Annotated in this window: 21 protein-coding genes; 16 read left to right on the forward strand and 5 right to left on the reverse strand. The window is 47.7% G+C overall.

Translation table 11 applies throughout. From position 1 onward, the window contains the following. Positions 1-18: 18 nt before the first annotated feature. Entirely contained in the window at positions 19-366 is a 348-nt protein-coding gene (locus tag B9Y93_RS04475) for a hypothetical protein (protein ID WP_085493125.1), read from the reverse strand. Positions 367-620: 254 nt separating this feature from the next. On the opposite strand from B9Y93_RS04475, the gene B9Y93_RS04480 reads away from it, so the two are divergent. The 6 genes from B9Y93_RS04480 (at position 621) to B9Y93_RS04505 (ending at position 6,023) form a co-directional block, all read left to right on the forward strand. Then, positions 621-1,580 carry a metal ABC transporter solute-binding protein, Zn/Mn family gene (locus B9Y93_RS04480; protein WP_085493126.1) on the forward strand — a complete coding sequence of 320 codons (960 nt, stop codon included), beginning with the start codon at positions 621-623 and terminating at the stop codon, positions 1,578-1,580. A gap of 57 nt (positions 1,581-1,637) precedes the next feature. Beyond that, the gene (locus B9Y93_RS04485) at positions 1,638-2,372 is read left to right on the forward strand and encodes a metal ABC transporter ATP-binding protein (protein ID WP_085493965.1); all 735 of its coding nucleotides are present in this window, start codon (positions 1,638-1,640) and stop codon (positions 2,370-2,372) included. Further along, a complete protein-coding gene (locus tag B9Y93_RS04490) occupies positions 2,369-3,286 on the forward strand; it encodes a metal ABC transporter permease (protein WP_085493127.1) in 918 nt (305 codons plus the stop codon). The genes B9Y93_RS04485 and B9Y93_RS04490 overlap by 4 nt, the downstream gene beginning before the upstream one ends. A 4-nt stretch (positions 3,287-3,290) precedes the next feature. Next, a complete protein-coding gene (locus B9Y93_RS04495) occupies positions 3,291-4,166 on the forward strand; it encodes a metal ABC transporter permease (RefSeq protein ID WP_085493128.1) in 876 nt (291 codons plus the stop codon). Positions 4,167-4,192: 26 nt separating this feature from the next. Beyond that, positions 4,193-4,621, forward strand: a complete 429-nt coding sequence (gene mntR / locus B9Y93_RS04500) for a transcriptional regulator MntR (RefSeq protein WP_085493129.1) — start codon at positions 4,193-4,195, stop codon at positions 4,619-4,621. A gap of 181 nt (positions 4,622-4,802) precedes the next feature. After that, positions 4,803-6,023 carry a chromate transporter gene (locus tag B9Y93_RS04505; RefSeq protein WP_085493130.1) on the forward strand — a complete coding sequence of 407 codons (1,221 nt, stop codon included), beginning with the start codon at positions 4,803-4,805 and terminating at the stop codon, positions 6,021-6,023. 97 nt (positions 6,024-6,120) lie between these two features. On the opposite strand, the gene B9Y93_RS04510 is transcribed toward B9Y93_RS04505, so the two are convergent. Continuing rightward, positions 6,121-7,569 carry a PAS domain-containing sensor histidine kinase gene (locus tag B9Y93_RS04510; RefSeq protein ID WP_085493131.1) on the reverse strand — a complete coding sequence of 483 codons (1,449 nt, stop codon included), beginning with the start codon at positions 7,567-7,569 and terminating at the stop codon, positions 6,121-6,123. Between the two features lie 220 nt (positions 7,570-7,789). On the opposite strand from B9Y93_RS04510, the gene B9Y93_RS04515 reads away from it, so the two are divergent. Further along, positions 7,790-8,245, forward strand: coding sequence for an RrF2 family transcriptional regulator (locus B9Y93_RS04515; RefSeq protein WP_085493132.1), 456 nt, complete (start codon positions 7,790-7,792; stop codon positions 8,243-8,245). Positions 8,246-8,355: 110 nt separating this feature from the next. Beyond that, the gene (locus B9Y93_RS04520) at positions 8,356-8,991 is read left to right on the forward strand and encodes a nitroreductase family protein (RefSeq protein ID WP_085493133.1); all 636 of its coding nucleotides are present in this window, start codon (positions 8,356-8,358) and stop codon (positions 8,989-8,991) included. Between the two features lie 179 nt (positions 8,992-9,170). Here B9Y93_RS04520 and B9Y93_RS04525 read toward each other — a convergent pair whose 3' ends face one another. Next, positions 9,171-10,046 carry a helix-turn-helix domain-containing protein gene (locus B9Y93_RS04525; RefSeq protein ID WP_244903332.1) on the reverse strand — a complete coding sequence of 292 codons (876 nt, stop codon included), beginning with the start codon at positions 10,044-10,046 and terminating at the stop codon, positions 9,171-9,173. A 140-nt stretch (positions 10,047-10,186) separates the two neighbouring features. On the opposite strand from B9Y93_RS04525, the gene B9Y93_RS04530 reads away from it, so the two are divergent. From B9Y93_RS04530 to B9Y93_RS04540, 3 genes are all read left to right on the forward strand, one after another. Further along, positions 10,187-13,522, forward strand: a complete 3,336-nt coding sequence (locus B9Y93_RS04530) for a DUF5107 domain-containing protein (RefSeq protein WP_085493135.1) — start codon at positions 10,187-10,189, stop codon at positions 13,520-13,522. A 13-nt stretch (positions 13,523-13,535) separates the two neighbouring features. After that, positions 13,536-15,314, forward strand: a complete 1,779-nt coding sequence (locus tag B9Y93_RS04535; protein ID WP_085493136.1) for a glycoside hydrolase family 35 protein — start codon at positions 13,536-13,538, stop codon at positions 15,312-15,314. 180 nt (positions 15,315-15,494) lie between these two features. After that, positions 15,495-16,142, forward strand: a complete 648-nt coding sequence (locus B9Y93_RS04540; protein ID WP_176228840.1) for a TVP38/TMEM64 family protein — start codon at positions 15,495-15,497, stop codon at positions 16,140-16,142. A 237-nt stretch (positions 16,143-16,379) separates the two neighbouring features. Here B9Y93_RS04540 and B9Y93_RS04545 read toward each other — a convergent pair whose 3' ends face one another. After that, positions 16,380-17,627 (reverse strand): MFS transporter, encoded by a 1,248-nt coding sequence (locus B9Y93_RS04545; protein WP_085493138.1) that lies wholly within the window; start codon positions 17,625-17,627, stop codon positions 16,380-16,382. Further along, positions 17,624-18,022 carry an SDR family oxidoreductase gene (locus tag B9Y93_RS04550; RefSeq protein WP_244903284.1) on the reverse strand — a complete coding sequence of 133 codons (399 nt, stop codon included), beginning with the start codon at positions 18,020-18,022 and terminating at the stop codon, positions 17,624-17,626. Before B9Y93_RS04550 ends, B9Y93_RS04545 begins: the two co-directional genes overlap by 4 nt. A 329-nt stretch (positions 18,023-18,351) precedes the next feature. On the opposite strand from B9Y93_RS04550, the gene B9Y93_RS04555 reads away from it, so the two are divergent. The 5 genes from B9Y93_RS04555 (at position 18,352) to B9Y93_RS04575 (ending at position 23,123) form a co-directional block, all read left to right on the forward strand. Then, a complete protein-coding gene (locus B9Y93_RS04555) occupies positions 18,352-19,371 on the forward strand; it encodes a permease (RefSeq protein WP_176228842.1) in 1,020 nt (339 codons plus the stop codon). 174 nt (positions 19,372-19,545) lie between these two features. After that, entirely contained in the window at positions 19,546-20,568 is a 1,023-nt protein-coding gene (locus B9Y93_RS04560; protein WP_176228843.1) for a TIGR03943 family putative permease subunit, read from the forward strand. 545 nt (positions 20,569-21,113) lie between these two features. Further along, the gene (locus B9Y93_RS04565) at positions 21,114-21,836 is read left to right on the forward strand and encodes a hypothetical protein (protein ID WP_085493141.1); all 723 of its coding nucleotides are present in this window, start codon (positions 21,114-21,116) and stop codon (positions 21,834-21,836) included. Next, on the forward strand, positions 21,836-22,576 hold the full coding sequence (locus tag B9Y93_RS04570; RefSeq protein WP_085493142.1) for a hypothetical protein: 741 nt from the start codon (positions 21,836-21,838) through the stop codon (positions 22,574-22,576). Before B9Y93_RS04565 ends, B9Y93_RS04570 begins: the two co-directional genes overlap by 1 nt. Positions 22,577-22,718: 142 nt before the next feature. Further along, positions 22,719-23,123 (forward strand): GNAT family N-acetyltransferase, encoded by a 405-nt coding sequence (locus tag B9Y93_RS04575; protein WP_085493143.1) that lies wholly within the window; start codon positions 22,719-22,721, stop codon positions 23,121-23,123. Positions 23,124-23,290 lie beyond the last annotated feature (167 nt).

Below are 23,290 nucleotides of genomic sequence, written 5' to 3' on the forward strand. Positions count from 1 at the left end.
CTTTTCCTTATGCCGCACTCACTTCATTTTCGAAATCCAAAAACCGGCTACAACTAAGCCAAGGCCGACAAATGTTTTCCAATTGGGAACCTCCTTCATGAACCAATACCCTATAACGACACATACAAAAATCTCAACTCCTTTTGAGAGTGTAAGTGCAAAGGTCAAGTTGTGAAATACCTTGTGGCTGAACTTAACCCCATAGCCAATCATGATATTCGCAGCAAAGAAAGCGGGAAGAAGCTTGGTTTGATACCAGATCGTGTTCCAAAATGCGGGATCAATATGCTTGCTTTGATAAGCAAAAACAGAATTGATAATGAGCAGGCCTCCTACTAAAAGTGCAAATGCATATACGAGAACCATGGCAACCTCCAATAAGCTCTTTTCTTGGATTGTTGAAGTTATATTGCCCGAATAAAACTTTTTTACCCCTGAGCAAAAGTGAAGTGAAGAGTTCCTTATTCATTGGTTTATTTTTAAGTTATTTTCTCAAAATGTATTGACAAAATGGGCGGATGAAATTAAGTTGTTCTTAACTACATATTTTGCACTAGGGAAAAATATTTGATAATGAGCAGAAAATATGTACATAATCAAAACATGGGGAGGAATGCAAGATGAAAAAGAAAGTTGTACGAAAAAAGATGATGGTGGTTGGTGTGCTTGCCTTAGCCTTATCGGTTGTAATAAGCGCATGTGGCGCAAAAGAGCAGGAAGGTGCAAGCTCCAAGCCCGAAAAGGATAAATTGACGGTGGTAACAACGATTGCTCAGATTGCTGAGCCGCTGTCTGTAATCGGCGGGGATCGTATTCATGTAGAAAGCTTGATGGGACCTGGTATTGACCCTCATACCTATAACGCTTCTCAAGGCGATATCCAGAAGCTCGAAAGTGGAGACATGATCTTCTACAGCGGTCTTCATCTAGAAGCCAACATGGTGAAGGTGTTTGACGAGATCAGCAAGACAAGAACAGTTGTTGCGATAAGTGAATCCATCGCGCCAGAGAAGCTCTTGAAGGATGAAGAGGGAACAACAGATCCTCACGTTTGGTTTGACATTGACTTGTGGAAGGAAGCGATCAACAACGCGACGGAAGCATTGAAGAAGGAACGCACCCAAGATGCTGACTTCTTTGAAGCCAATAAAGTGAAGTACTTTGAAGAGCTTGATAAATTAAAGCTCGAAGCTCAAGCCAAGTTGTCTGAGATACCTAAGGATAAGCGGGTGCTCGTAACGGCTCATGATGCATTTGGTTACTTTGGCCGCATGCTTGACATTGAAGTTGTAGGCTTGCAGGGACTTAGCACAGAGGATGAGATTGGTTTATCTGATATCGAAGATACGATTCAGACACTGGTTAAGTACGAGGTTCCAGCTGTGTTCGTCGAAAGCAGTGTCAATCCGGCTTCCATCAATGCGGTGATAGAAGGCGCTAAGAAGCAAGGGCTTGATGTCAAGCTCGGCGGTGAACTGTTCTCCGATGCGATGGGCGTTGCTGGCACGGAAGAAGGAACGTATCTGGGCATGTATCGACACAACGTTGAGACGATATACCATGCCTTGAATGCTAAATAAAGTGGCAGCTTCAAAAGGGAAGCTGAAGAATAACAGCAAGAAAGGATGATTAACATGATGCCAGTACTGACGGTAAGGGAGCTGTCTGCTTCTTATCGGAAAAATCAGGTGTTGAACAACGTGCAATTTAATATTAAGCCAGGAACGATGACGAGTATTGTCGGGCCGAATGGTGCGGGCAAATCTACGCTCTTAAAAGTGATTCTTGAGCTTCATCCGAAGCTGTCAGGAAACGTCTCGTTCTTTGGATCGACCTACAATAAGTCCAAATCACGCATTGGCTACGTGCCTCAGCGGGGTTCCGTTGATTGGGACTTCCCGACGAATGCGCTTGATGTCGTGCTGATGGGGCTGTACGGACAGATCGGCTGGTTCAAGTGGCCGAAGAAGAGTGACAAAGAAAAGGCGCTTGCTGCTTTATCCCAGATGGGCATGGCAGACTTTGCGGATCGGCAGATCAGCCAGCTGTCAGGCGGGCAGCAGCAGCGGGTATTTCTAGCAAGAGCGCTTGTGCAGGATGCGGATCTGTACTTCTTAGATGAGCCTCTCGCTGGTGTTGATGCTGCAACGGAAAGAGCCATTATGGATACACTCAAGGTGCTGAAGGAGAAAGGCAGAACGGTGATGGTCGTTCATCATGATTTGCAAACCGTCGAGGATTACTTTGATCATGTCCTCATGTTGAATCGAACGGTCGTCGCGCATGGAGCCACCAAGGAAACCTTTACGAAGGAAAATATATATCGCACCTACGGCGGTACGCTGCGCTGGATGGGAGAGAAGCTCGGATGATGTTTTCTTTGTCCTTCAATGCGCAGTGGGTTCTGCTAAGCACCTTGATCCTTGGTATGGCTGCAGGCATTATGGGCTGCTTCGCTTATTGGAAACGGCAAAGCCTTATGAGCGATGCTTTGTCCCATGCTGCTCTGCCTGGTGTAGTTGTCGGCTTTGCCCTTATGGGAACCAAAAGTCTCCCTGTTATGATTGCAGGAGCAGCAGCTAGTGCGCTGCTTGGAGCACTGCTTATTCAATGGATTCGTTCTTCAAGCCGTGTGAAGGAAGATGCGGCAATGGGGATTGTGTTGTCGGTATTCTTCGGTCTTGGCATCATGCTGCTTACGATCGTGAATCGGATGCCAGGCGGCAACCAAAGCGGTCTTGACAGCTTTATCTTCGGTCAGGCGGCTTCTATGGTTCGAAAAGATGTCTACATTATGGCAGGAGTGGCCTTGCTTGTCCTCTTGATTTCTATTATTGGGTTCAAGGAATGGAAGCTGTTCTTATTTGATCCGGGCTTTGCAAGAGGTCTAGGATTATCCAGCCGCTGGATGAACAGCATCTACATGGCTGTACTCGTGCTTATTATCGTAATCGGCATTCAAGCTGTTGGCGTTATCTTGATGTCGGCTCTCTTGATCATACCTGCCGTAAGTGCTCGTTACTGGACCAATTCCTTTCTTTGGATGGTTGTGCTGTCTGGATTGTTTGGAGGAGGAGCAGGAATGGTGGGAACGTATATCAGCACATTGGGCAAAGGATGGCCGACGGGGCCGTTTATCGTCCTTGCGGCATCAAGTTTGTTCCTGGTTTCATTAGCGTTTGGCGTTCGCAAGGGTTTGTTGGTTGTCTATTTGCAGCAGCGAGCCCAGAAGAAGATTCATGTTCAATCCATGTCGCATGCTCAGGCGACTGAAAGGGGGAGATGACCACATGAGCTACACAGGTTGGATCTTGCTTACCGCCTCTTTGGTGGGACTCTCCTGCGGTTTCATCGGTGTATTATTGATTCTTAGACGCATGGCAATGATGGCTGATGCGATCAGCCATACCGTCCTGCTTGGGATCGTGACAGCCTTCCTCGTTACTCGAGAGCTAAGCGGCATTCATATGCTGATTGGTGCCATCATTGCAGGATTATTAACAACCGTGCTCGTGCAATGGTTCCACGAGCGCGGCGTACAGCAGGAAGCCTCGATCGGCGTTGTGTTTACTTCCTTGTTTGCGATTGGAGTCGTGCTGATCGCAACTCAGGTCGGCAATGCGCATCTGGACGTTAAGCACACCCTTATGGGTGAAATCACCTTTATTCCTTGGGAGAAGACACATATCCCATGGATTGGTGAGGTGCCTGAAGCCGTTGTTATGCTGTCGGCAGTGCTGTTGGTTGTCATGATTGCGATTTTAGCCTTTTATAAGGAATGGAAGATTACTTCCTTCGATCCTGCGCTCGCCGCAAGTCTAGGTATTCCCGTTGTATTGATGCACTATGTGTTTATGTCGCTTGTATCAGTCACAACTGTAGCGGCCTTTGACGCGGTCGGCGCGATCATGGTTGTCGCGATGCTGATTACCCCAGCGGCTGCAGCTTACCTATGGACGGATCGATTAGGAATCATGCTCGTACTAAGCGGTTTGTTTGGTGTGATCTCTGCCATCTTGGGATATTATATTGCAGCATGGCTAGATACCTCCATCTCAGGATCAATGGCATTTGCAACTGGCTTGATCTTTATGATCAGCTTCATTGGCTCGCCAAAGCACGGTGTTGTCGCGAAGTGGATACGTCCACAGATGCTCTCATCGTAAGTGAAGCATGAAAGGTGTGAATCAACATGCCTACCCCTGGTATGGAGGACTACCTTGAACAAATGTATATACTGACATTAGATCGAGGCTATACTCGTGTAACGGACGTGGCAGAAGCGCTCGGCGTGCATACTTCCTCAGTATCGAGAATGGCAAGGAAATTAGGCGCCAGCGCTTATATTGTATACGAGAAATATGGCCGACTGTCGTTGACGGAAAAGGGCCTGACAGCTGGCAAGCGGCTGCTTGAGCGGCATGAGATCCTAGAGCAGTTCCTAGAACTCGTAGGTGTTCCTGATCCCAGTATTGTAGATGAAGTGGAGAGAATGGAGCACTATATAAGCTGGAGCACGATTAACCGAATTCATGAGCTCGTGCAGTGGTTCCATGTGAATCCAGAGCACAAGAGCAGACTGCAATCGCAATTAAAGGAATATATCGATGAATCTTCTTGATTGAAGGCAAGAATAAAGCCTGAGCCCTGTGTGCGGACTCAGGCTTTATTGCCTTTACAATAACTTATTAGAATAATCAACTTCTGAATCACTTGAATGCCTTGTGTTCCTTCCATACCTTCATTATGATGAAATGGATTCACTCACTTTTTACATCGAATTGAAGGAGAACGACGATTATATGACATCGAACGATTCCACTTATGCAGCTCCTCAAGACAGCGATCAGAAGCGCAGTCAGAAGAAAAGTGTATGGGAAGTATTGTGGGTTTCCTTTAAGCTTGGACTCACATCCTTTGGCGGACCTACAGCTCACCTCGGTTATTTTCATCATGAATACGTACAACGACGAAAATGGCTTGATGAAAAGGCATATGCGGATTTAGTCGCATTGTGCCAGTTTCTCCCAGGACCCGCGAGCAGTCAGGTCGGCATCGGAATTGGCTTGACTCGTGCAGGCTTGCTTGGAGGGCTTGCAGCATGGCTTGGTTTCACCCTGCCATCAGTCGTTATTCTCATTGCCTTTGCGATGCTTGTAGGTGGAGGGTCTGTGGAAAGCTATGGTTGGCTTAAGGGGCTTAAAATTGTTGCTGTTGTGATTGTGGCGCAAGCAATTCTAGGAATGGGAAAAACACTTGCTCCTGATCGAATCAGGATGAGCATCGTGGGGATAGCAGCCGCTATTGCACTCGTATGGGCCTCGCCAATCAGCCAAATTGTTATCATAATGGCTGCAGCGGTAGTTGGATGGTTCTTGTACCGACAGCAGCAGGTGAAGGAGACGACCGCATTCGCTGTACCAATAGGACGAACGATTGCAGTAAACAGCCTCATTCTCTTCGGGGTGCTTTTAGTTCTACTGCCGCTTATGCGCATGTGGACGGGAAGCGACTGGGTTGCAATGATCGACAGCTTTTATCGCTCAGGCTCGCTTGTTTTTGGCGGTGGTCATGTCGTTCTGCCGCTGCTTGAGCGCGAACTCATACCGATGGGCTGGTTAAGTGAGAATGAATTTTTAGCGGGATATGGTGCTGCTCAGGCCGTTCCGGGACCGTTGTTTACCTTTGCCGCCTATCTAGGCGCCATTAGCAATGGCATCTTCGGGGCTGTTGTTGCGACCTTGTCGATCTTTCTGCCGGCTTTCCTGCTTGTGGTCGGCGTGCTGCCTTTTTGGAACCACATTCGCAGGCTGCCCTATGTACAAGCCATGCTGATGGGCGTGAACGCTGCAGTGGTTGGGATCCTCCTTGGGGCTTTGTATGATCCGATATGGGTGCAGGCGATTAACGGCACAATGGAGTTTGTTTTGGCAGTTTTCTTATTTATACTGCTTGTATGCTGGAAGCTTCCTCCTTGGATGATCGTTGCAGGAGGAGCACTTGGCGGCTGGGTATTGCTGTAAAGCTAATAAGACCTTTCGATCTAGGGGATGTTCCCATGACGAAAGGTCTTTTATTGGTTTGTTATGCTCCTCTGAGATTGCAGCGTCGTGCTAAATACTAATCCTCTAATTGAAGCAAAGGGAGCTTTACGGTAAAGGTTGTGCCATCTCCAGGAGTGCTCTCCACATGGATGGAGCCATTATGGTTATGTACGATGTTCTGTGTAATCATATAACCGAGACCTGTTCCTGTTTCCTTGGTGGTATAAAAAGGCTGTCCAAGGGATTGGAGCTGTTCGGTTGTCATCCCGCTGCCTTGATCCTGTACTTGGATAAGCACCTCGTAAGGCGAAGATTCAATTCGAATCCATATGCGGCCATTATTAGTCATGGCCTCGATGCCGTTTTTCAATAAATTAATAAAGACTTGTTTAATTTGATTGGCCTCGCCTTGAATCCAGACCGACTCTGATGATGTGATCATCTCAAGCTCAATGTTTTTGAAGGCGGATTGGACCTTCATTAAAGTAACGATCTGAAAAATGAGCGGCACAATATCGAGCGGACGGCTTCTGACGCTTGACTGTGGCTTTGCCAGCACGAGCAATTCCCCAACGATCAGTTCAATGCGCTTCAGTTCGGACTCAATAATGTCAAAGTACATTTCTTTGTTGCGCTGATTTGATCTCATAAGCTTTAAGAATCCATTTATTGAGGTAAGTGGATTTCTAATCTCATGGGCGATGCCTGCCGCTAGCTGCCCAGCAGTGTTAAGCTTCTCTGATTGCATAAGCCGCTCTTCTTCGATTCGCTCCTTCGTAATATCCTTGAAAATACTGACTGCGGCACGATCACCTTTATAGGTAATCATAATGGTGAATCCGTTGACGAACTTCTGCGTATCGTCCATGCAGTGAATAAGGTAGGTTACGATGCCAAGCGGCTTGCCTTGGGCATGTCTTGCGCGTCGCTTCATAATCTCATCGTGATAATTGTTGTCGACGATGTCTTGCGTCGCCTTGCCTATAAGCTCCAGCTTGCTCTTAGCATGAATCATCTCCAAGGCTGCTGGATTGACATCTTGAATGACCCCTTGCTTCGTAATAATGACGGCAAGGGGCAGATCGGCCAGCAGTGTATTCAAGACATCGTCGCTTTCATATAGCTGGCTCTCCTTATGCTTTAGCTTGGTCTCAAGGCGAAGCAGCTGGCTGACATCTTGAAACTGTACCAGATAGCAGGTTGCGGCGTGTGTAGGAATACGTGCAAACGTTACCTTCATATAAAGGTGCATCGTTTTGCCTGAAGGGTGGAGATACGTGCATGTAAGCTCACAGAAGTCCTCTTGTGCATGCATGGTTTTAGCAGCAGTCAAAATAGAATCGAGTATAGGGCTCCATTCCTCCCCGAATGGAATCTGGGAAAGCAGTTCATGTTGTCGATAACCCCAAAGGTCGCACAAGGCGTCATTTACCTTTAAGATCTGACCCTCCTTAGAGAGTAAAGCCATGCCTGTTAAGGCATGTGTAAACACAACCTCATAACCTTCGATCAGATCCGGCAGCACTGCAAGTCTCCTCTCAAATCTTAAATAGGTAATGAATGGTAGATTCTATTATAATCGCCGGATTCATGTCCCACAATCCTACGAATGATACTTTCTTGCTTTTTATGGGAATAACATCACAACGAGGAGAGGGCTCAAGGCTGGCAATGCCTTGATGGAAGCTGGATAATAGGTTACAATGCATTTCAAATAGATTACACCATGCAAGGGGGACTAAGACGTGAAAAGACAAAATGCGGATAAACGTTCTGGAACCTGTCCTTCCACTTACAAGACGTTCAGTCTCGCCCTTCAGGCTCTTGTTATTCTTGGAAAGCAATCAGGAACCTGTCCCAGCAGTGATATTGCAAAGTATCTGGATTCGGAGCCTACGGTATTAAGACGCATTCTCGCTGCCTTGGCAAAAGAGCAGATGATTGAAGCGAAAGAGGGGAGAGTTGGCGGATACCGCTTGGCTAAGGATGCTGAAGATATTACGCTAGCGGATGTATATGCTGTGCTTCACCTTCATGATGCGCGCTGCAGCAGCATGTTGGAAGCGACAGGAGATCATGCCTTCGGAGAGCAAATGAAAGCTGCGATGAAAGATGTGCTTGAAGACATTGATCAAAGCTTGATGAAGGTGCTGAACGCATATTCCATTGCAGACTTGATGGGGAAAATCAAGCTGAAATGAGAGGTTGACAATTAAAAAAATGCGCTATATACTGTGTAATAAATATCATAGTTAATTCACAATTTAACTGTGCAAATAAATGCACAGATATAGGGTAGGAGGAATTATTTATGTCCGTACAAGTAAGCCAAGATTTCCACCAGGTGGTTAAAGAACGCCATTCCGTTCGCTATTATGATCCATCCGTTAAGATGACAATAGCAGAACTAGAAGAGATTCTGCACGAGGCCACTCTTGCGCCTTCCTCAAGCAACCTGCAGCCATGGCGCTTCCTGGTTATTGAAGATCAAGCGCTGAAGGAGAAGCTGCTTCCCATTGCTTTCAATCAGAAGCAAGTAGTGGATGCTTCTGCAGTGATCGCGGTATTTGGCGATCTCAAATGGTATGAAAGAGGCGAGCAAATCTATTCGGCTTCTGTTGATGCTGGCTATATGACGGAGGAAGTGAAGCAGCAATTCGTTGGAACAGCAGAGAATGTATACCGCAATATGGATGAGGCTAGAAAGAAAAGCATTGTTCATATCGACGGCGGCCTTGTCTCCATGCAGCTTATGCTGTCTGCAAGAGCAAGAGGCTATGACACCGTCCCAATGGGCGGCTTCGATGGCGTAAAATTCAAAGAAGCGTTCAACGTGCCTGAGCATTATGAGAACATTATGCTGATTGCGATCGGCAAGGCAGCACAGCCAGGACGTCCAACTGTTCGTCTTCCGCTTGACCAAATCGTTTCTTGGAATGAGCTGTAAGATCTCGCTGTTCGCTTCTAATCAAATATGTTCGTACAAAAGGACCTCTACATTCACTCCGGTGGATTAGAGGTCCTTTTATATGTATGGGTATTCCTGGGTTATACAAATTTCCAGTACTTTTGAAACTGCTTGTTACATAGCTGGATTGACGGTGCCAAGCCTTTGATAGAGTCGTCTTAGCCTTTATTCAGCTGTCGATAGGCGGTGGGCGAGATCGACATCACGCGGCTGAATTGGCGCGAGAAATAGTACGGATCATGAAAGCCAAGCTGGGCAGCGATATCCTTGATTGATCGATCGGTCATATCCAATTCACGGCATGCGCGCTGAATCTTCATGCGCAATAAATAATCAATGGGCGCATAGCCGGTCTGCTGCTTAAACAATGCAATCAGATATGATTTTGAGACATTGACATGCTGGGCAAGCTCCGTTAAATTCATCGTTTTATGAAGACGCTGCTTCATATATTGAATGGCTTGCATCAAGTAATCGTTCTGTTTATCGGAATGAAGCGTGTTCGTTCGATAATGATGAAGAATAGCGAGCATTTGACGTATGATCTGTGAGCCGTCCAGCATCGAGGGGACCGTCACGCCTAGCTCCAGCAGTTCCCAGCATTGCTCGAATAATATGATCCATCGTTTGAGATCTCGCGCATGAAGGGAGGCGACCCATGGGTCCTCCCCGACAAATAAGCTGACCTGACTTCCTGCCACGTGGATCCAGTATATGCTCCAGGGATCCGCCTCGTCTGCACCGTATTGGTGCGGTGTGCCCGCAGGAATGATGGCAGTGTGGCCGGGCGATAGGAATTGCCGTCTTCCATCATTGGTTTGGACCCAGCCCGAGCCCTCTACACAGCAGATGAGGATCGTTCCAAGCGCTCCAGCGCTTCGTTCACGGAAGTGATGCATGGCGTATGGGAAGAAGCCGATGTCGGTAAAGTAGATGGATTCCATGATCGGGTGATTACGGCAATGCACGGATAGAGATTCGGGTACAACCAGGATTCGTTGATTCGTGAAGCCATCAGGTTTCTTTTGTGTCATGTTCACGGTCTGTGGTCTCCATTTCGATTCGCGATATTAATCATAATATCGTCCATCTCATTTGTTATATCCTCTATTGGTTCATGCATGAGTTCATTATACAGTAGCGTTAAGGCATTGCAATCAAAAAGGAGGACATCATGGAGCAGTCAAATCAGCGAGTAAGGATGTGGGAGGATATTGTTGAGATTCCTACCTATGCCGTAGGGGCTCCAAATCCTAATCCTATGTTTTTGGAGAAGCGTGTCTACCAAGGCAGTTCAGGGAAGGTGTATCCGTATCCCGTCATTGACAAAGTCATGGATGACAAGAAGCTTAAGCCGTACACCCTCATCTTTTTGGAGAATGAATATCTTCATGTTCAGATTATTCCTGCTCTTGGCGGTCGGATCTATCGCGCACTGGATAAAACCAATCAATATGATTTCGTCTATTACAACCAGGTCATCAAGCCTGCTTTAGTCGGACTGGCTGGACCCTGGACGTCTGGAGGCATTGAATTCAATTGGCCGCAGCATCATCGCCCTAATACATTCGGCTCTGTCGAATACCACTGTGCGGTTAATGAGGATGGCAGCTGTACGGTGTGGCTAAGCGAGATTGATCGCATGTATGGAACGAAGGGCATGCATGGCATTACACTTTACCCAGGGAAGGCTTATATTGAGATTCATGGGCAGGTGTATAATCGGACGGATGTGCCGCAGACCTTCTTGTGGTGGGCTAATCCTGCCTTGGCTGCGCATGATGAGACACAGTCTGTGTTTCCTCCAGATGTGCATGCCGTGTTCGACCATGGGAAAAGAGATGTATCGCGCTTCCCCATTGCGACGGGAACCTATTATAAAATGGATTATTCGCACGGCGTTGATATTTCACGTTATCGCAATATACCTGTGCCAACTTCTTATATGGCCTATCATTCGGATTACGACTTTATTGGGAGCTATGATCACCGTGCGCAAGCAGGCACGCTTCATGTTGCCAATCATCACATCTCACCGGGCAAGAAGCAGTGGACATGGGGCTGTGGCGACTTTGGCAAGGCATGGGACCGCAATCTCACAGATGAGAATGGCCCGTATATCGAGTTGATGACGGGGGTGTATACGGATAACCAGCCTGACTTTACATGGATCATGCCGCATGAGGAAAAGACGTTCAAACAATATTTTATGCCTTATAAACAAATTGGAGCCTTGAAGAATGCGACCATCGATGCTGCGGTCAATCTCGATATCATGAATGCTGACCCATTGACGGTTCGAATTGGTGTGTATGTCACATCGGAGCAGCCTGATGCGCGGATAAGTCTAACGGGGCCAGCAGGCGAGCTGTGCACGATCGAGACTTCTTTAACACCTCAGCAGGCCTTTGTACAAGAGGTGCGGCTCAAGCATTCGCTGTACGCGCATGAGCTTGAGGTTAGCGTGCTGGATCAGCAGGGAAGCTTGCTTGTGCAATATCGTCGTGATGAACCTAAGCTGGTGGAGATCCCGGAATCAGCGAAGGCTATAGGCAGACCGGAAGAGCTGGCTAGTACGGAAGCACTGTGGCTTGCTGGCATGCATTTGGAGCAGTACCGCCATGCGACCTTCGAGCCAGAGCATTATTATGAAGAGGGACTTAGACGCGATCCGAATGATATTCGATTGAATAATGCGCTTGGCTTGCTGCTGCTCCGAAGAGGAGAATATGAAGACAGCAAGGCTTGCTTTGAACGAGCGATCGAGACCTCTACCAAGCACAATCCGAATCCCTATGATTCAGAATGCTATTATCATCTCGGTTTGTGCTTGAAGCATCTTGATCAGCCAGATGAGGCGTACCGCGCTTTTTACAAGTCGATTTGGAATTCAAACTGGCATGATCGCGGCTATTATCAGCTTGCCTGTATGGACATGCGGCAGGGTGATTGGCATACTGCGCTTGAGCATGTTGATCGTTCGCTCGTTCGCAATTACCGCAGCACGAGGATTAGAAATGTGAAGGCCATGCTGCTAAGAAAGCTAGGTTATACGGAGAGGGCGCTTGTGCTGGCTCGTGAAACGCAAGCGATTGATCCAATGGATGCGGTATCGTTGTACGAGGAGTATTTGCTGCAAAAGGGCAGCGGGCAAGAGGAAGCAGCTGAAGAACAGCTCCAATCCTTTGTTCGCCGTCTGAACCAAGAGCCGCATCTCTATCTGGCAGCAGTGGAGGAATATGATGCTGCCGGGGGATGGGAAGAAGGGCAGCAGATCCTGCAGTTAGGGTTGAACTTAGACAGGGCATGCCCGATGCTGGCATATGTGTGCGCAGATTTTGCAGATCGCTCAGGCGATTCGCAGAAGGCGCTGCGCTTAAGCAAGCATGCCTCGATGCTAAGCCGAAGCTACGTATTTCCGAACAGCTTGCTCGAATACCGCGCTTTAATGGGAGCCTTAGATCGAGATCCTGCTGATGCGGCGGCAGCCTATTACCTTGGCAACTGGCTGTATGATAGGAAGCGGCATCAGGATGCGATCCACTATTGGGAGCAATCCGCTGCTCTTGATGGAGCACATCCAACCGTGCACCGCAATCTAGCGATTGCTTATTATAATAAGCTTCAAGATGCGAACCAAGCGAAAGCATCGCTTGAGCAGGCTGTTTCGCTAAATGAACAAGATATTCGTGTGCTGTATGAGCTTGACCAGCTGTATAAAAAGATTGGCTATACTCCTAAAGAGCGACTTGCATGCTTAGAAGCTAGGGGGGCAGATGTTGTAGAGCGCGATGATTTGTATGTGGAGTACATGACCTTGCTTAATCTGACAGGTGCCTACAAAGAAGCCCTTCGGCGAATGGCAGAGCATCGCTTTCATCCGTGGGAGGGTGGGGAAGGCAAGATTACCTCCCAGTATGTATGGTCTCATGTGGAGTTGGCTCGCATGGCGCTGCAGACCGATGATGCGAGCAGAGCCATTGAACTGCTGAACGCTGCGCTTGTGTACCCCGACAATCTAGGGGAAGGGAAGCTTGCTGGTGCTCAGGAGAATCATATTTACTATTATATGGGGCTTGCCTTCGAACAATTAAATGAGAAGCGAAAGGCAACGGATTGCTATAAGGAGGCGTCGAATGGACTCGCAGAGCCTGTCAGCGCAATGTATTACAACGACCAGCCGCCAGAGATGATCTACTATCAAGGAATGGCATGTCTTAAGCTAGGGGATGAGCAGGGAGCGAAGCGGCGCTTTCACAAGCTGATTGATTATGGGGAGCAGCATATTTTCACACCGCTTGCGATTGATTACTTCGCGGTATCCCTTCCGGATTTTCTCGTGTTTGAGGAAGACTTGAACAAGAAGAATGAGGTGCACTGCCGATTCATGATGGGTCTAGGGTACCTTGGCATGAAGGATTATTCACGCGCGCTAGAGCAATGGCAGCAGGTGCTGAAGCTTGAGCCTTGTCACGTGGGCGTTAATCTCCATATGAAGCTTATTCCATGAAAGGGTGATGAACATGTCGACATTCACAATTGAGGGAAAGCAGTTTCTGTATAATGGAAGTCCGGTTCGAATCATCGGCGGAGCCATGCACTATTATCGAATTGTTCCACAATATTGGAAGGATCGTCTGCTGAAGCTGAAGGCTTGCGGATTCAACACGGTGGAGACTTGTGTGCCATGGAATCTGCACGAGCCTGAAGAAGGGAGGTTCAACTTCGAGGGCATTGCTGATATTACCCGCTTTATTGAGCTCGCGCATGAGCTGGGCCTCTTTGTTATTATTCGCCCAAGCCCGTATACGTGCGCAGAATGGGAGTTCGGCGGTTTTCCTGCATGGCTGCTGCAGCACTCCGATATTCAGCTTCGAAGCTCCGATCCTTATTATCTAGAGAAGGTGGATCATTATTACGATGTGCTGATGGAGAAGTTCAGACCTTACTTGTGCACGCAAGGCGGACCGATTATCGCCATGCAGATTGAAAACGAGTACGGGAGCTATGGCAATGACAAGGCTTATCTGGAGCATTTGCGAATAGGGATGATCAAGCGAGGGATTGATGTCCTTCTTTTTACTTCAGACGGCCCTACGGATTATATGCTGCAAGGCGGTACGCTTCCTAATGTTCTTGCTACTGTGAACTTTGGTTCGCGTCCAGAGCAGGCGTTTGACAAATTGCTTGAATATCAGCCTGACAAGCCGGTCGTCTGCATGGAATACTGGAACGGTTGGTTCGATCACTGGGGCGAGGAGCATCATGTCCGTGATCATGCCGAGGTTGCAGAGGTGCTGGATCGCATTTTGGCATCTGGAGCATCGGTGAATTTCTACATGTTCCATGGCGGGACGAACTTCGGCTTCTACAACGGCGCCAACTATTCAGACAAATATGAGCCGACGGTAACAAGCTATGATTATCACGCGCTGTTAAATGAAGCCGGGGATATTACAGAGAAGTACTTGGCTATTCGAGAAGTGATCGGGAAGTACGTGGAGCTGCCCGACATTCCGCTTCCCGCGCCTGCGCCAAAAATGAGCCTCGGTCCCATTCAGATGACAGAGCAGGCAGGCTTATTTGAATCTCTTGATCGACTGTCTCAGCCAATTAATAGTCCTTATCCTGTCACGATGGAAAAGCTTGGGCAGGACTATGGGTTTATTTTATACGAAACGAATATTCCGGGGCCGTTGGGAAAAAGCAAGCTGGCTGTTCAAGAGATACGCGACCGCGCGATCGTATACTTGAATGGCGAATATCAGGGCGTAATCGATCGCAATACGCACGACCCTTCTCTTCAAGTATCTGAAACGGATATCCTGCTGGAAATTCCAAAAGGCGGTGCGAAGCTGAGCCTCCTCGTTGAGAATATGGGGAGAATCAATTACGGCTGGAAGCTCAAGGACCCGAAGGGGATTACGGAAGGGGTGCGTCTTGGCCAGCAATTCTTGTATGATTGGACCATCTATTCGCTTCCGTTGAAGGACTTATCGGCTTTAAGGTTTGAGCCAGCTCCGATGGAACCTGACAATACGCTCACAGGTCCGCGTTTTCATAAAGCAACGATTACGCTGGACCACATTGCAGATACGTTCTTGCAGCTCGAGGGGTGGACGAAAGGAGCAGCCTATATCAATGGCTTTAATCTTGGCCGTTATTGGGAAGTGGGGCCGCAGAAGACGCTGTATGTGCCCGCGCCATTGCTTCGTGAGGGGGATAATGAGCTGATCCTATTCGAGCTTCATGGCACGGATGCTCCTGTTGTGTGTCTGCAGGATGTTCCTGATCTCGGATAATCGGTCCTCTGGCTCTTGTTCATTCTCGAAGATAAAGCTATAATTCTATAAGTCTGACAGAGACAACGGGGTATGCGCTCCGTTGTTTTCTGTTTTTCAATCGTTAACGAAAATAACCTGACTCTAATAAACGATAATAGCTATCGAAAGAAAGTAAGGTGTGAGATGGGCTCTAAATGGGTGAAAATTGTATCAATCGGACTTTTTATCGCACTGCTCTATGCTGTTTTGCATGCGGAACCTCTTAAAAGCTTGCTGCATGTTGATCTGAGGGAGATTCAGAATTATGCCGAAGGCAACACGATCTTTTTGCTTGTGGTCATGCTGATCATCATGATCATTCAGAATGTATTTACACTGATTCCGTTGATTCTCGTCATTTCGTCCAATATTACATTGTTTGGGTTCGGGTATGGATTCCTATGGAGCTGGCTGACAAGTGTGGTTGGCGGTGTTCTGGTTTATCTGGCTGCTCGATATTGGTTGAAAGATTTCCTCGTTCGCCTCATTCAGTCCAGATGGAAGAAGGAAAAAATGGATCAGCGCAGCTTTGCGTTTGTATTTATTGGGCGTGTATTTCCTTTTGTACCGACAAGCTTGATTAACATTGCATCTGGGGCAAGCAATATACCGCTTCGCGATTTTGTGCTTGGCACGCTGTTTGGCAACCTGATCTACTTTTTCATCATGTCTTTGCTGGCGCACGGGGTAATCTCGGCAGACGGCGTTTCTTTGCTGGTCGCTGTTGGTATCGGTATCGTGACGGCTGTGCTGTATCTGCTCTATAAACGAAAAAAGAATAAGGAGCAGCAGGAGCTGCCCTTGTAGTTCATATGGGTGAAGCCATAATTTAAAGGGTTATTTGAAGCGCAGATTATTAGGCCATCCAGCCTTCCAATCCGCTTCCTTATAATGTTTGTGTGTTGTCCGTGAAAGTAGAGCGTTCTAATCCAGAAGACCATGGGGATTAGGACGCTCTTTTTTATATAGGGGACCCAAAAAAGTGCTAAGCATGTGAGTTGACAGGTTGACCGATAACATGAGAGCTTGGGCTGTCTTCATTGATCACATGGAAGCCGTATGAAAGGGCTTCACCTGTATATGACGCCGCAGCAGGAACCAGGCTGCGGATAAGAGAAGCAGCATCGTGGCTGACAGCAGTGTAATTCCCTGCGTGCTGTAAGTCTCGATTAAAGTAAAGGCGGCTAGAGGCCCTAAGGCGGCTCCAACATCCAAAATAGTGGTATAAGTGGTCATGTAGGCGACAGTATGGGTTCCCTGAGCAGCCGCATCGGCAGCTAATGCATCCGAGAGGGTATTAAGAGCAGTATTGGCTGCTAGAACCATGATTAAGAAGATCATCCAAGCGGCAAAAGGCAAGGGCAGCGACAAGAACAGCATTCCAGCAATCGCCAAGACTAACGTTACAAAATAAAGCGGAAGCCTGCCGCGCGGTCCGTCTGACCAAGCTCCAATGAGAGGCGACAGCAACGGCGTCCAGCCCCAGCGAAGCGCTTGGACTACTCCAGCAATAGACGCGGCTCCCATCGCAAAGCCAGCAATGATGAGACCTTCTGCGCGGTGAGAGAGCTGAATATCAATCAGGCTGCTTAAGGAAGCATTCAGCAATCCTTGGAAGAGGAATGCAATGATTAAGCCAGAACACAGCGTAAGCAGAGCGTAGGGATGCAATAGCCCTCTTCTGAGTGCTTGCTTGGTCGGCTCCTTCGAAGAAGAACTTGGCTTGGTTTCGTGTGAGGTTGTGAACAGCCATGCCAGAGGAAATCCAAGCGCCGTAATGATGCTCAGCACGAGAGCGACCATTCTTACGCCGAGGAGATCCGCAAACACACCTCCAGCCAGCATGCCGACTAAGCTGCCGAGCGCGATGATGCCGTTATAGCTGCCGAGCAAGTGCCCCCGATCCTCGGTGCTGACTTCAAGCACTGTTAGATAGCCGCCTATGCGAAGCATAGACCATGCTGCTCCCCAAGCCGCTCTTGCAATCAGCAGCATCCAGAAGCCGCTTGCAATGGCAAAGGCAAGCGTGGTCAGACATGCAATGACAACCGCGATAAGGATGCCCGTTCGCTTCGGCAGCCAGCTGTAAGCCCACCCGACGAGAGGATTCAACGGAAGCCGCACCATGCGGTTTATGGACAGCAATATGCCAACCTGCCATAGTCCTTGCAAACCGAAGGATGCCCAGTAGACCGGCAGTACGATATAGAGCATGGAATCTCCCAGCAAGCAGATAGCCGTTACCCATGAGATTATTCGAACCGTACGTCGATTCTGTTCTGAGCTCCTCATATGGAATGACCATTATGTTCCGATGGCTGATACGTCCAGCCATGGTCGCCATGGTAGATCATCTGCTTCAACATGCCCCCGTCGACCCGTATATTTTCGCCTGTAATAAATCCACTTTTTTCACTGCACAAAAAGAATACGAGATTAACGATATCCTGTGTCTGGCCGACTCGGTCAACCAGATGCTGAAGGCGATCTGACGCTGTGAGTGCAGATGGATCGCCACTTGTGTCAATCCATCCCGGACTGATTGCATTTACGCGTGCTCGACCAGCTAGGCTAATGCTGAGTGCATGAGGAAGCGCAAGAATGCCGCCTTTTGCGGCAGAGCAGCTCTCCGTGACTGCTTGAGACATGCCGCCCGTTACGACGGCAACTCTATGATGACATTCCACGTTAAGGATACCTCCTGTCGTTCATTTGGTGTACGAGTAGTCTATACCTCGAAGCGCCTGCTTAACAATGGAGGATTATCTTCAAATTATAGCTAATTGCCGCTTTAACGGAATGTTGTGCTTCCAAAGCAAGGAATGGAGCAGGAGAAGACATATGCGAAGGCGTGCTTGCTGTGTTGATGCTAGTTGACGAGAGATAAACAAGTTGCTATACTACAAATCGTAAATATTACGAATAATTAGTGATGAATGTTAGCTGCAGCACTGTAAGATGTGCCAGTGGGTTCTGTTCGAGCGATTCTTCGAAAGGTGGTGGGGTTATTATTATCTTGAATCCTGAGGGGAAGAAGCGTTCTCAGGCTGTCAGCTTCGTTCTCCCAGCGCTGCTGCTTGTTGCTCTGATAGGCTGGTTGATCGTTCAGCCAAGCGGCTTGCAGGCAGCCTCCTGGCGGTCGCTGACCACCGTATTTGTCAGCATTCTGCTGGAGGCGCTGCCCTTTTTAGTTCTAGGCATCTTTATTTCTTCCCTTATACATATTTGGGTGTCTCCGGAATGGCTGGCTCGTCTCACGCGCCACTTTTCGTTATTTCCGCTGCTTATACTTGCTGCCTTGGGGGGGATTGTCCTGCCCTTATGCGAATGCGGCATGATTCCGATTGTCAGAAAGCTCGTTCAAAAGGGACTGCCTGTTCCTGTTGCGATAACGTTTATGATGGCAGCGCCTGTGCTCAATCCAATCGTCTACTCGTCAACGGTCATTGCATTCCCGACAGAGCCTCAGATGCCGATTGCACGCATGATAACAGCCTTTGTTGTTGTCCTTATCATCGGAATGGTCGTTGCTTGGCTTGATCGAAGCAATCGGGCTCGGTTAGAGGATAGGACGCACAAGGATAAACATGAACATCCAAGCCGTCCAGCACAAGCGAAGCTGATGGAACGTCTAGGACATGCTCTACACCATATGGGGCAGGAGTGGAAGGAAACCTCGTATTTTCTTATTTTCGGCGCCTTCATAACGGCGTTATTTCAAGTATCCGAGGCTAGAGAGTGGCTGCTGCAATGGATTCTACTTCATCCTTGGGCAGATCACGGGATATTTATGGGACTTGCTTATGTTCTATCGCTGTGCTCAACCTCAGATGCGTTCGTTGCGGCTTCCTTTGCCCAGTCATTTCGACCAGAAGCCCTGCTTAGCTTTCTCGTATTTGGCCCGATGATGGACATGAAGATGACGGTCATGATGCTGACGATGTTTCGTACGAGATTCATCCTTCTGCTGACTCTGCTGCTTGCCATCCTCATTCCTATTGCTTCAACGATGCTATGGTCTGTGCTGTCATCATGAGGCGGGTGGTATGCTTAGTAGACATTGACAATTTGGTGTAACGGCTCAAGAGAGGACTTAGTATCGGCAGGTCGCCGATTGGTTCCGAAACACGATTAATTGGCTGTATAAATGGACTGTTAATATCGAAATGATATCGATTCAACGAGTGAATCAATGAGAGGTGATCTAGCAATGACGAAGCGTTTAGGCCAACGGCTCTTGGAATTTGTACCGGGCTGCTTGCTGCTTGGCTGGGGCATCTTTGTCTATTGGCTCCATCGGGATGAACTGCTGACCTTGTATATCTCGCGCCGTGTGGAGTGGATGGTGCGACTTGCCGCCGCAGGCTGTTATGTATTAGGTGGCTTGCTGATTATTCAAGCCTTGTTCAAGAAGAACTCGCAGACACATGCGCACGATAACTGCGGTTGCTCCTGCTCGCATGAAGACCCGAGTGATGAGCCGCCCTCCTTGTGGCAGGCAAGCCAGACGATCAGCCTTGGCATTCTCCTTCTCCCCTTTATACTTTCTTGGCTATGGCCGCCAGCTGCTCTCGGCAGTCAGACTGCTGCTCTGAAGGGAGTCGATCTTGCTCCCTCCAGCATTTTTACGGAGCGGTATGCGGATAATCGCCTTCCGGCTGTTGATGAACGCCTTTCTGTCGAGATCGAAGAAATCGAAGGTTCGCTCGAAGACGAAATGGAGTTTGTCCAAGTTGAGGTTCCTGATCAAGACGACTTGCGGGCGGCGAATCCATCAATGGAGTCAACAAATGTGATGTTTCCTTCGGATGCTTTTACGAAGCCTTATGCGGTTTATGCAGAGAAGCTGATTCAAGAAGAGGAAATCATCATCAGCGAGAAGCATTTTATCGAGACGATCATGACGCTTGATCTGTATCGGGACAAGTTCTATGGCAAGCGAGTGCGGCTAGAGGGCTTTGTCCATCATATGACAGGGATGAAGGATGATCAACTCGCAGTTACTCGCTTTGCGATGCAGTGCTGTGCTGCGGATTCAACGCCTTACGGACTGCTGGCTGTGAACGATACGGACCATATGCTGCAGCGTGATGAATGGATTGAGGCTTCCGGCATCCTTCGTGAAGGCAGCTTTCAAGATCATGATGTCATGGTGCTTCACGTCGATCAATTGCGAAAAATCGAGCCAAAAAGCGATCCTTACGTCTACCAGGACTTAGAGTTCGGACTCTAAGGGAAATTTCTACTGCACACGAGATAATAGGGGTCTTGTCATTTTCAGCATGGCGCAGTTTCTGTGCATGCCCCTTATCTAAACGGAGTATCAGCTGAGATCGTCGTGGTATATTCGATATAGCTTGAGCCGCTCCAGCAGCTGCAAGGACTGCTCTTGTAGAATGGGGATCCTCCAAACACCTTTAAGCCTGCTTCTGTATCGCAAGATACGGAGGTAAGCCTGAAGGTGTTTTTTCGTATAAAGGGAAAGGGGTAGGGCGCATAAGCATGCTTCAGGACAAAGGTTCATATCCTTGGCAGCGAAAAGAATAAGTGTTGATGTAAGGATGAGTATGCTGCTTGGGATATACAGCAGGATTGATGATTTCATCTTCTTATGCAATCCCAGTATATGGTATCATTAAGGGATCACGACTTACATGATGAGTGTTAATATGGCTGTTAGGTTTTAAATTTAATCCTATCTTTGTCATAACCGATCAAAGAAGATGGGACCATTTAAGTTTCACTATTATGAATGAAGCATGTTAAAGGAGGTCAAGCATGAATGTTATCATACAGCATATGCCTGTAAATATTCTATCGATATGGTTCAACATAATGGGATGGGGAATGATCATCCTGTGGATCATCATACGCTATCGCAAACAGAAGGAGAAACCAGCGATATGGAAAGCGGTGCTCGCTGCACTGGCAGGGATAATCTCCTTTTCATGGAACATGATGCTGATGGATATGGTGGTCAGGATTGCAGTCCTTCCGTTAGGGGTTTGGATCTTGCATTTCTTTTTGCGAAAGCATCGATATGAGATTTACTGCCAATATGCATGGATTGGATTTTGGAGCAATTATATTTTTCTAGCGGCAATGCTATTATCCACGATGATTCATAGTGTGATGTATCCTATAAATAATGCAGACACCTATCTTGCAAATGTAGAGCAGGCCGTGCTGATTCCTACTCATCCTACAGCACCCCAAGCAGTTCTTCATCCTAAGCAGCTGCGATCCCTCATCCCTAAGCTGGAGCAAGCAGAGGATCAAACGTACACTTGGTATTCTCAAACGAGTACTAAAGGAAAACCTGATTATCAAATGGAGCGTTTCCCTTACGTGGTGATAAATACGCATGCGAGATGGGGGAGCGGCCTTCAATCGATGGTGTATCTTGAAAGGGATGGAAAAGGACTGTTGATCACGACAGAAAAACGGCAATTCTACTACCGCTCTGAGGAACCGCTGGTTGAGATGGGGGGAGGAGAATAATGCTGCAGAAAAAGAAGATCGCGCTGCTGTTGAGTGCTGTCATCATTCTTGTCATTATTAGAGCAGGTTATATGTATCTCGATCATCATCCCAAGCCATTTCCTAGTCATGAGGCAGCGGTAGGCGAGATGGGCCGATCCAATAAGAACGTTATTCAAGAAATACTTGAAGTGATCCATATCGATGATGCTCATGTCGTCGTTCCTTTTGTCAGTGAGAATAATGAGTATGGAATTGGACTATGGAAGTGGGAAGTGTTTAGTTGGAAGCTGAAAAAAATAGAGCAGCGCGGCGAACCCTTCCTATGGAAGCTTAAGGAGAAGGACCCTTCGTCACACGTCCTGATCTGGAACATGAATCCTAGCGGTCAGATTAGCGCAATTGATTACTATCTTATGCGGGAGCGAAGCTATTATGGCACCGATGAGCATAACACGTATCAACCGAGAATCCAGCTCAAGCATCGGGTAGACGCGAGTACAAAGAGCTACGGGGCGATCCAGCTGCCAGAGGTCTGGCTTCAGCTGTTGGAAGACGAGCGAGCTGCGAATCGTTCAAGCGAATCTTTCAGCCTCTTTTCTTCGTTCAGTCCACGGTCATCAATTGCAATTAACTGGCTTCCTCGTTCAGCAGCTGGCGAATTCGTCTTTCCGAAGCATACGGTAAATGGCGGTTCCTATGTGCTCTCGGACGTGTCAACAAGCCCAGTCTACATTATTGATCCCCATGACCTCGAATAACGCGCAGAAGTTCACGAACCCATGGTATATTAGGGAATATACGCAGTTCGTGAATTTCTTCATTTTTTGTGGGATTTGCGAAGTTCGTAGATTAGATGTTAGGTGAAATCGCAGTAAACATAAATTTTTTGAGGTGCACACTGTGGGATTAGAATATAAGACCAATGAATGCTGTGATGTCAAAGAAGTAGAAGAAGTGTTTAATAAATCTGGTATCAGAAGACCAGTGGGAGATACTGAACGAATTCAGCGCATGATCGATAATGCGGATGAAATTATAACGGTAAGAGATGGAGAAAGACTTATTGGAATCTTAAGAGCTATTACTGACTATTCCTATTGCTGCTACATATCAGATATTGCCGTAGATAAAGATTATCAAGGACTAGGAATTGGTAAAGAACTAATTAGGGTATTACGGGAAAGATTGGGAGAAGAAGAGGTTCAATATATTTTAACGTCTGCGCCTAAAGCTGTAGGCTTTTATGAGAAGATTGGGTTTGAGAGAGCGGATAAAGCATTTGTTATAAAGAGAAAGAAGAATTAAACACATTTTGGGAGAAGATCGAAGAGGTCTGCGACATCATCTAACACCGTGTTCACGCATCGGGCATTCGCCCTCGGTCTGGCAGAGGGATTTTGGGGAAGTGGAAGCAGCCAGACACATCCGCACCGACTAAGCGCATCGCGCCCGGGCCTTCGGCCCTTAAGTCG

This window comes from Paenibacillus aquistagni, assembly GCF_900177815.1.
GTDB lineage: Bacteria > Bacillota > Bacilli > Paenibacillales > Paenibacillaceae > Paenibacillus_B > Paenibacillus_B aquistagni.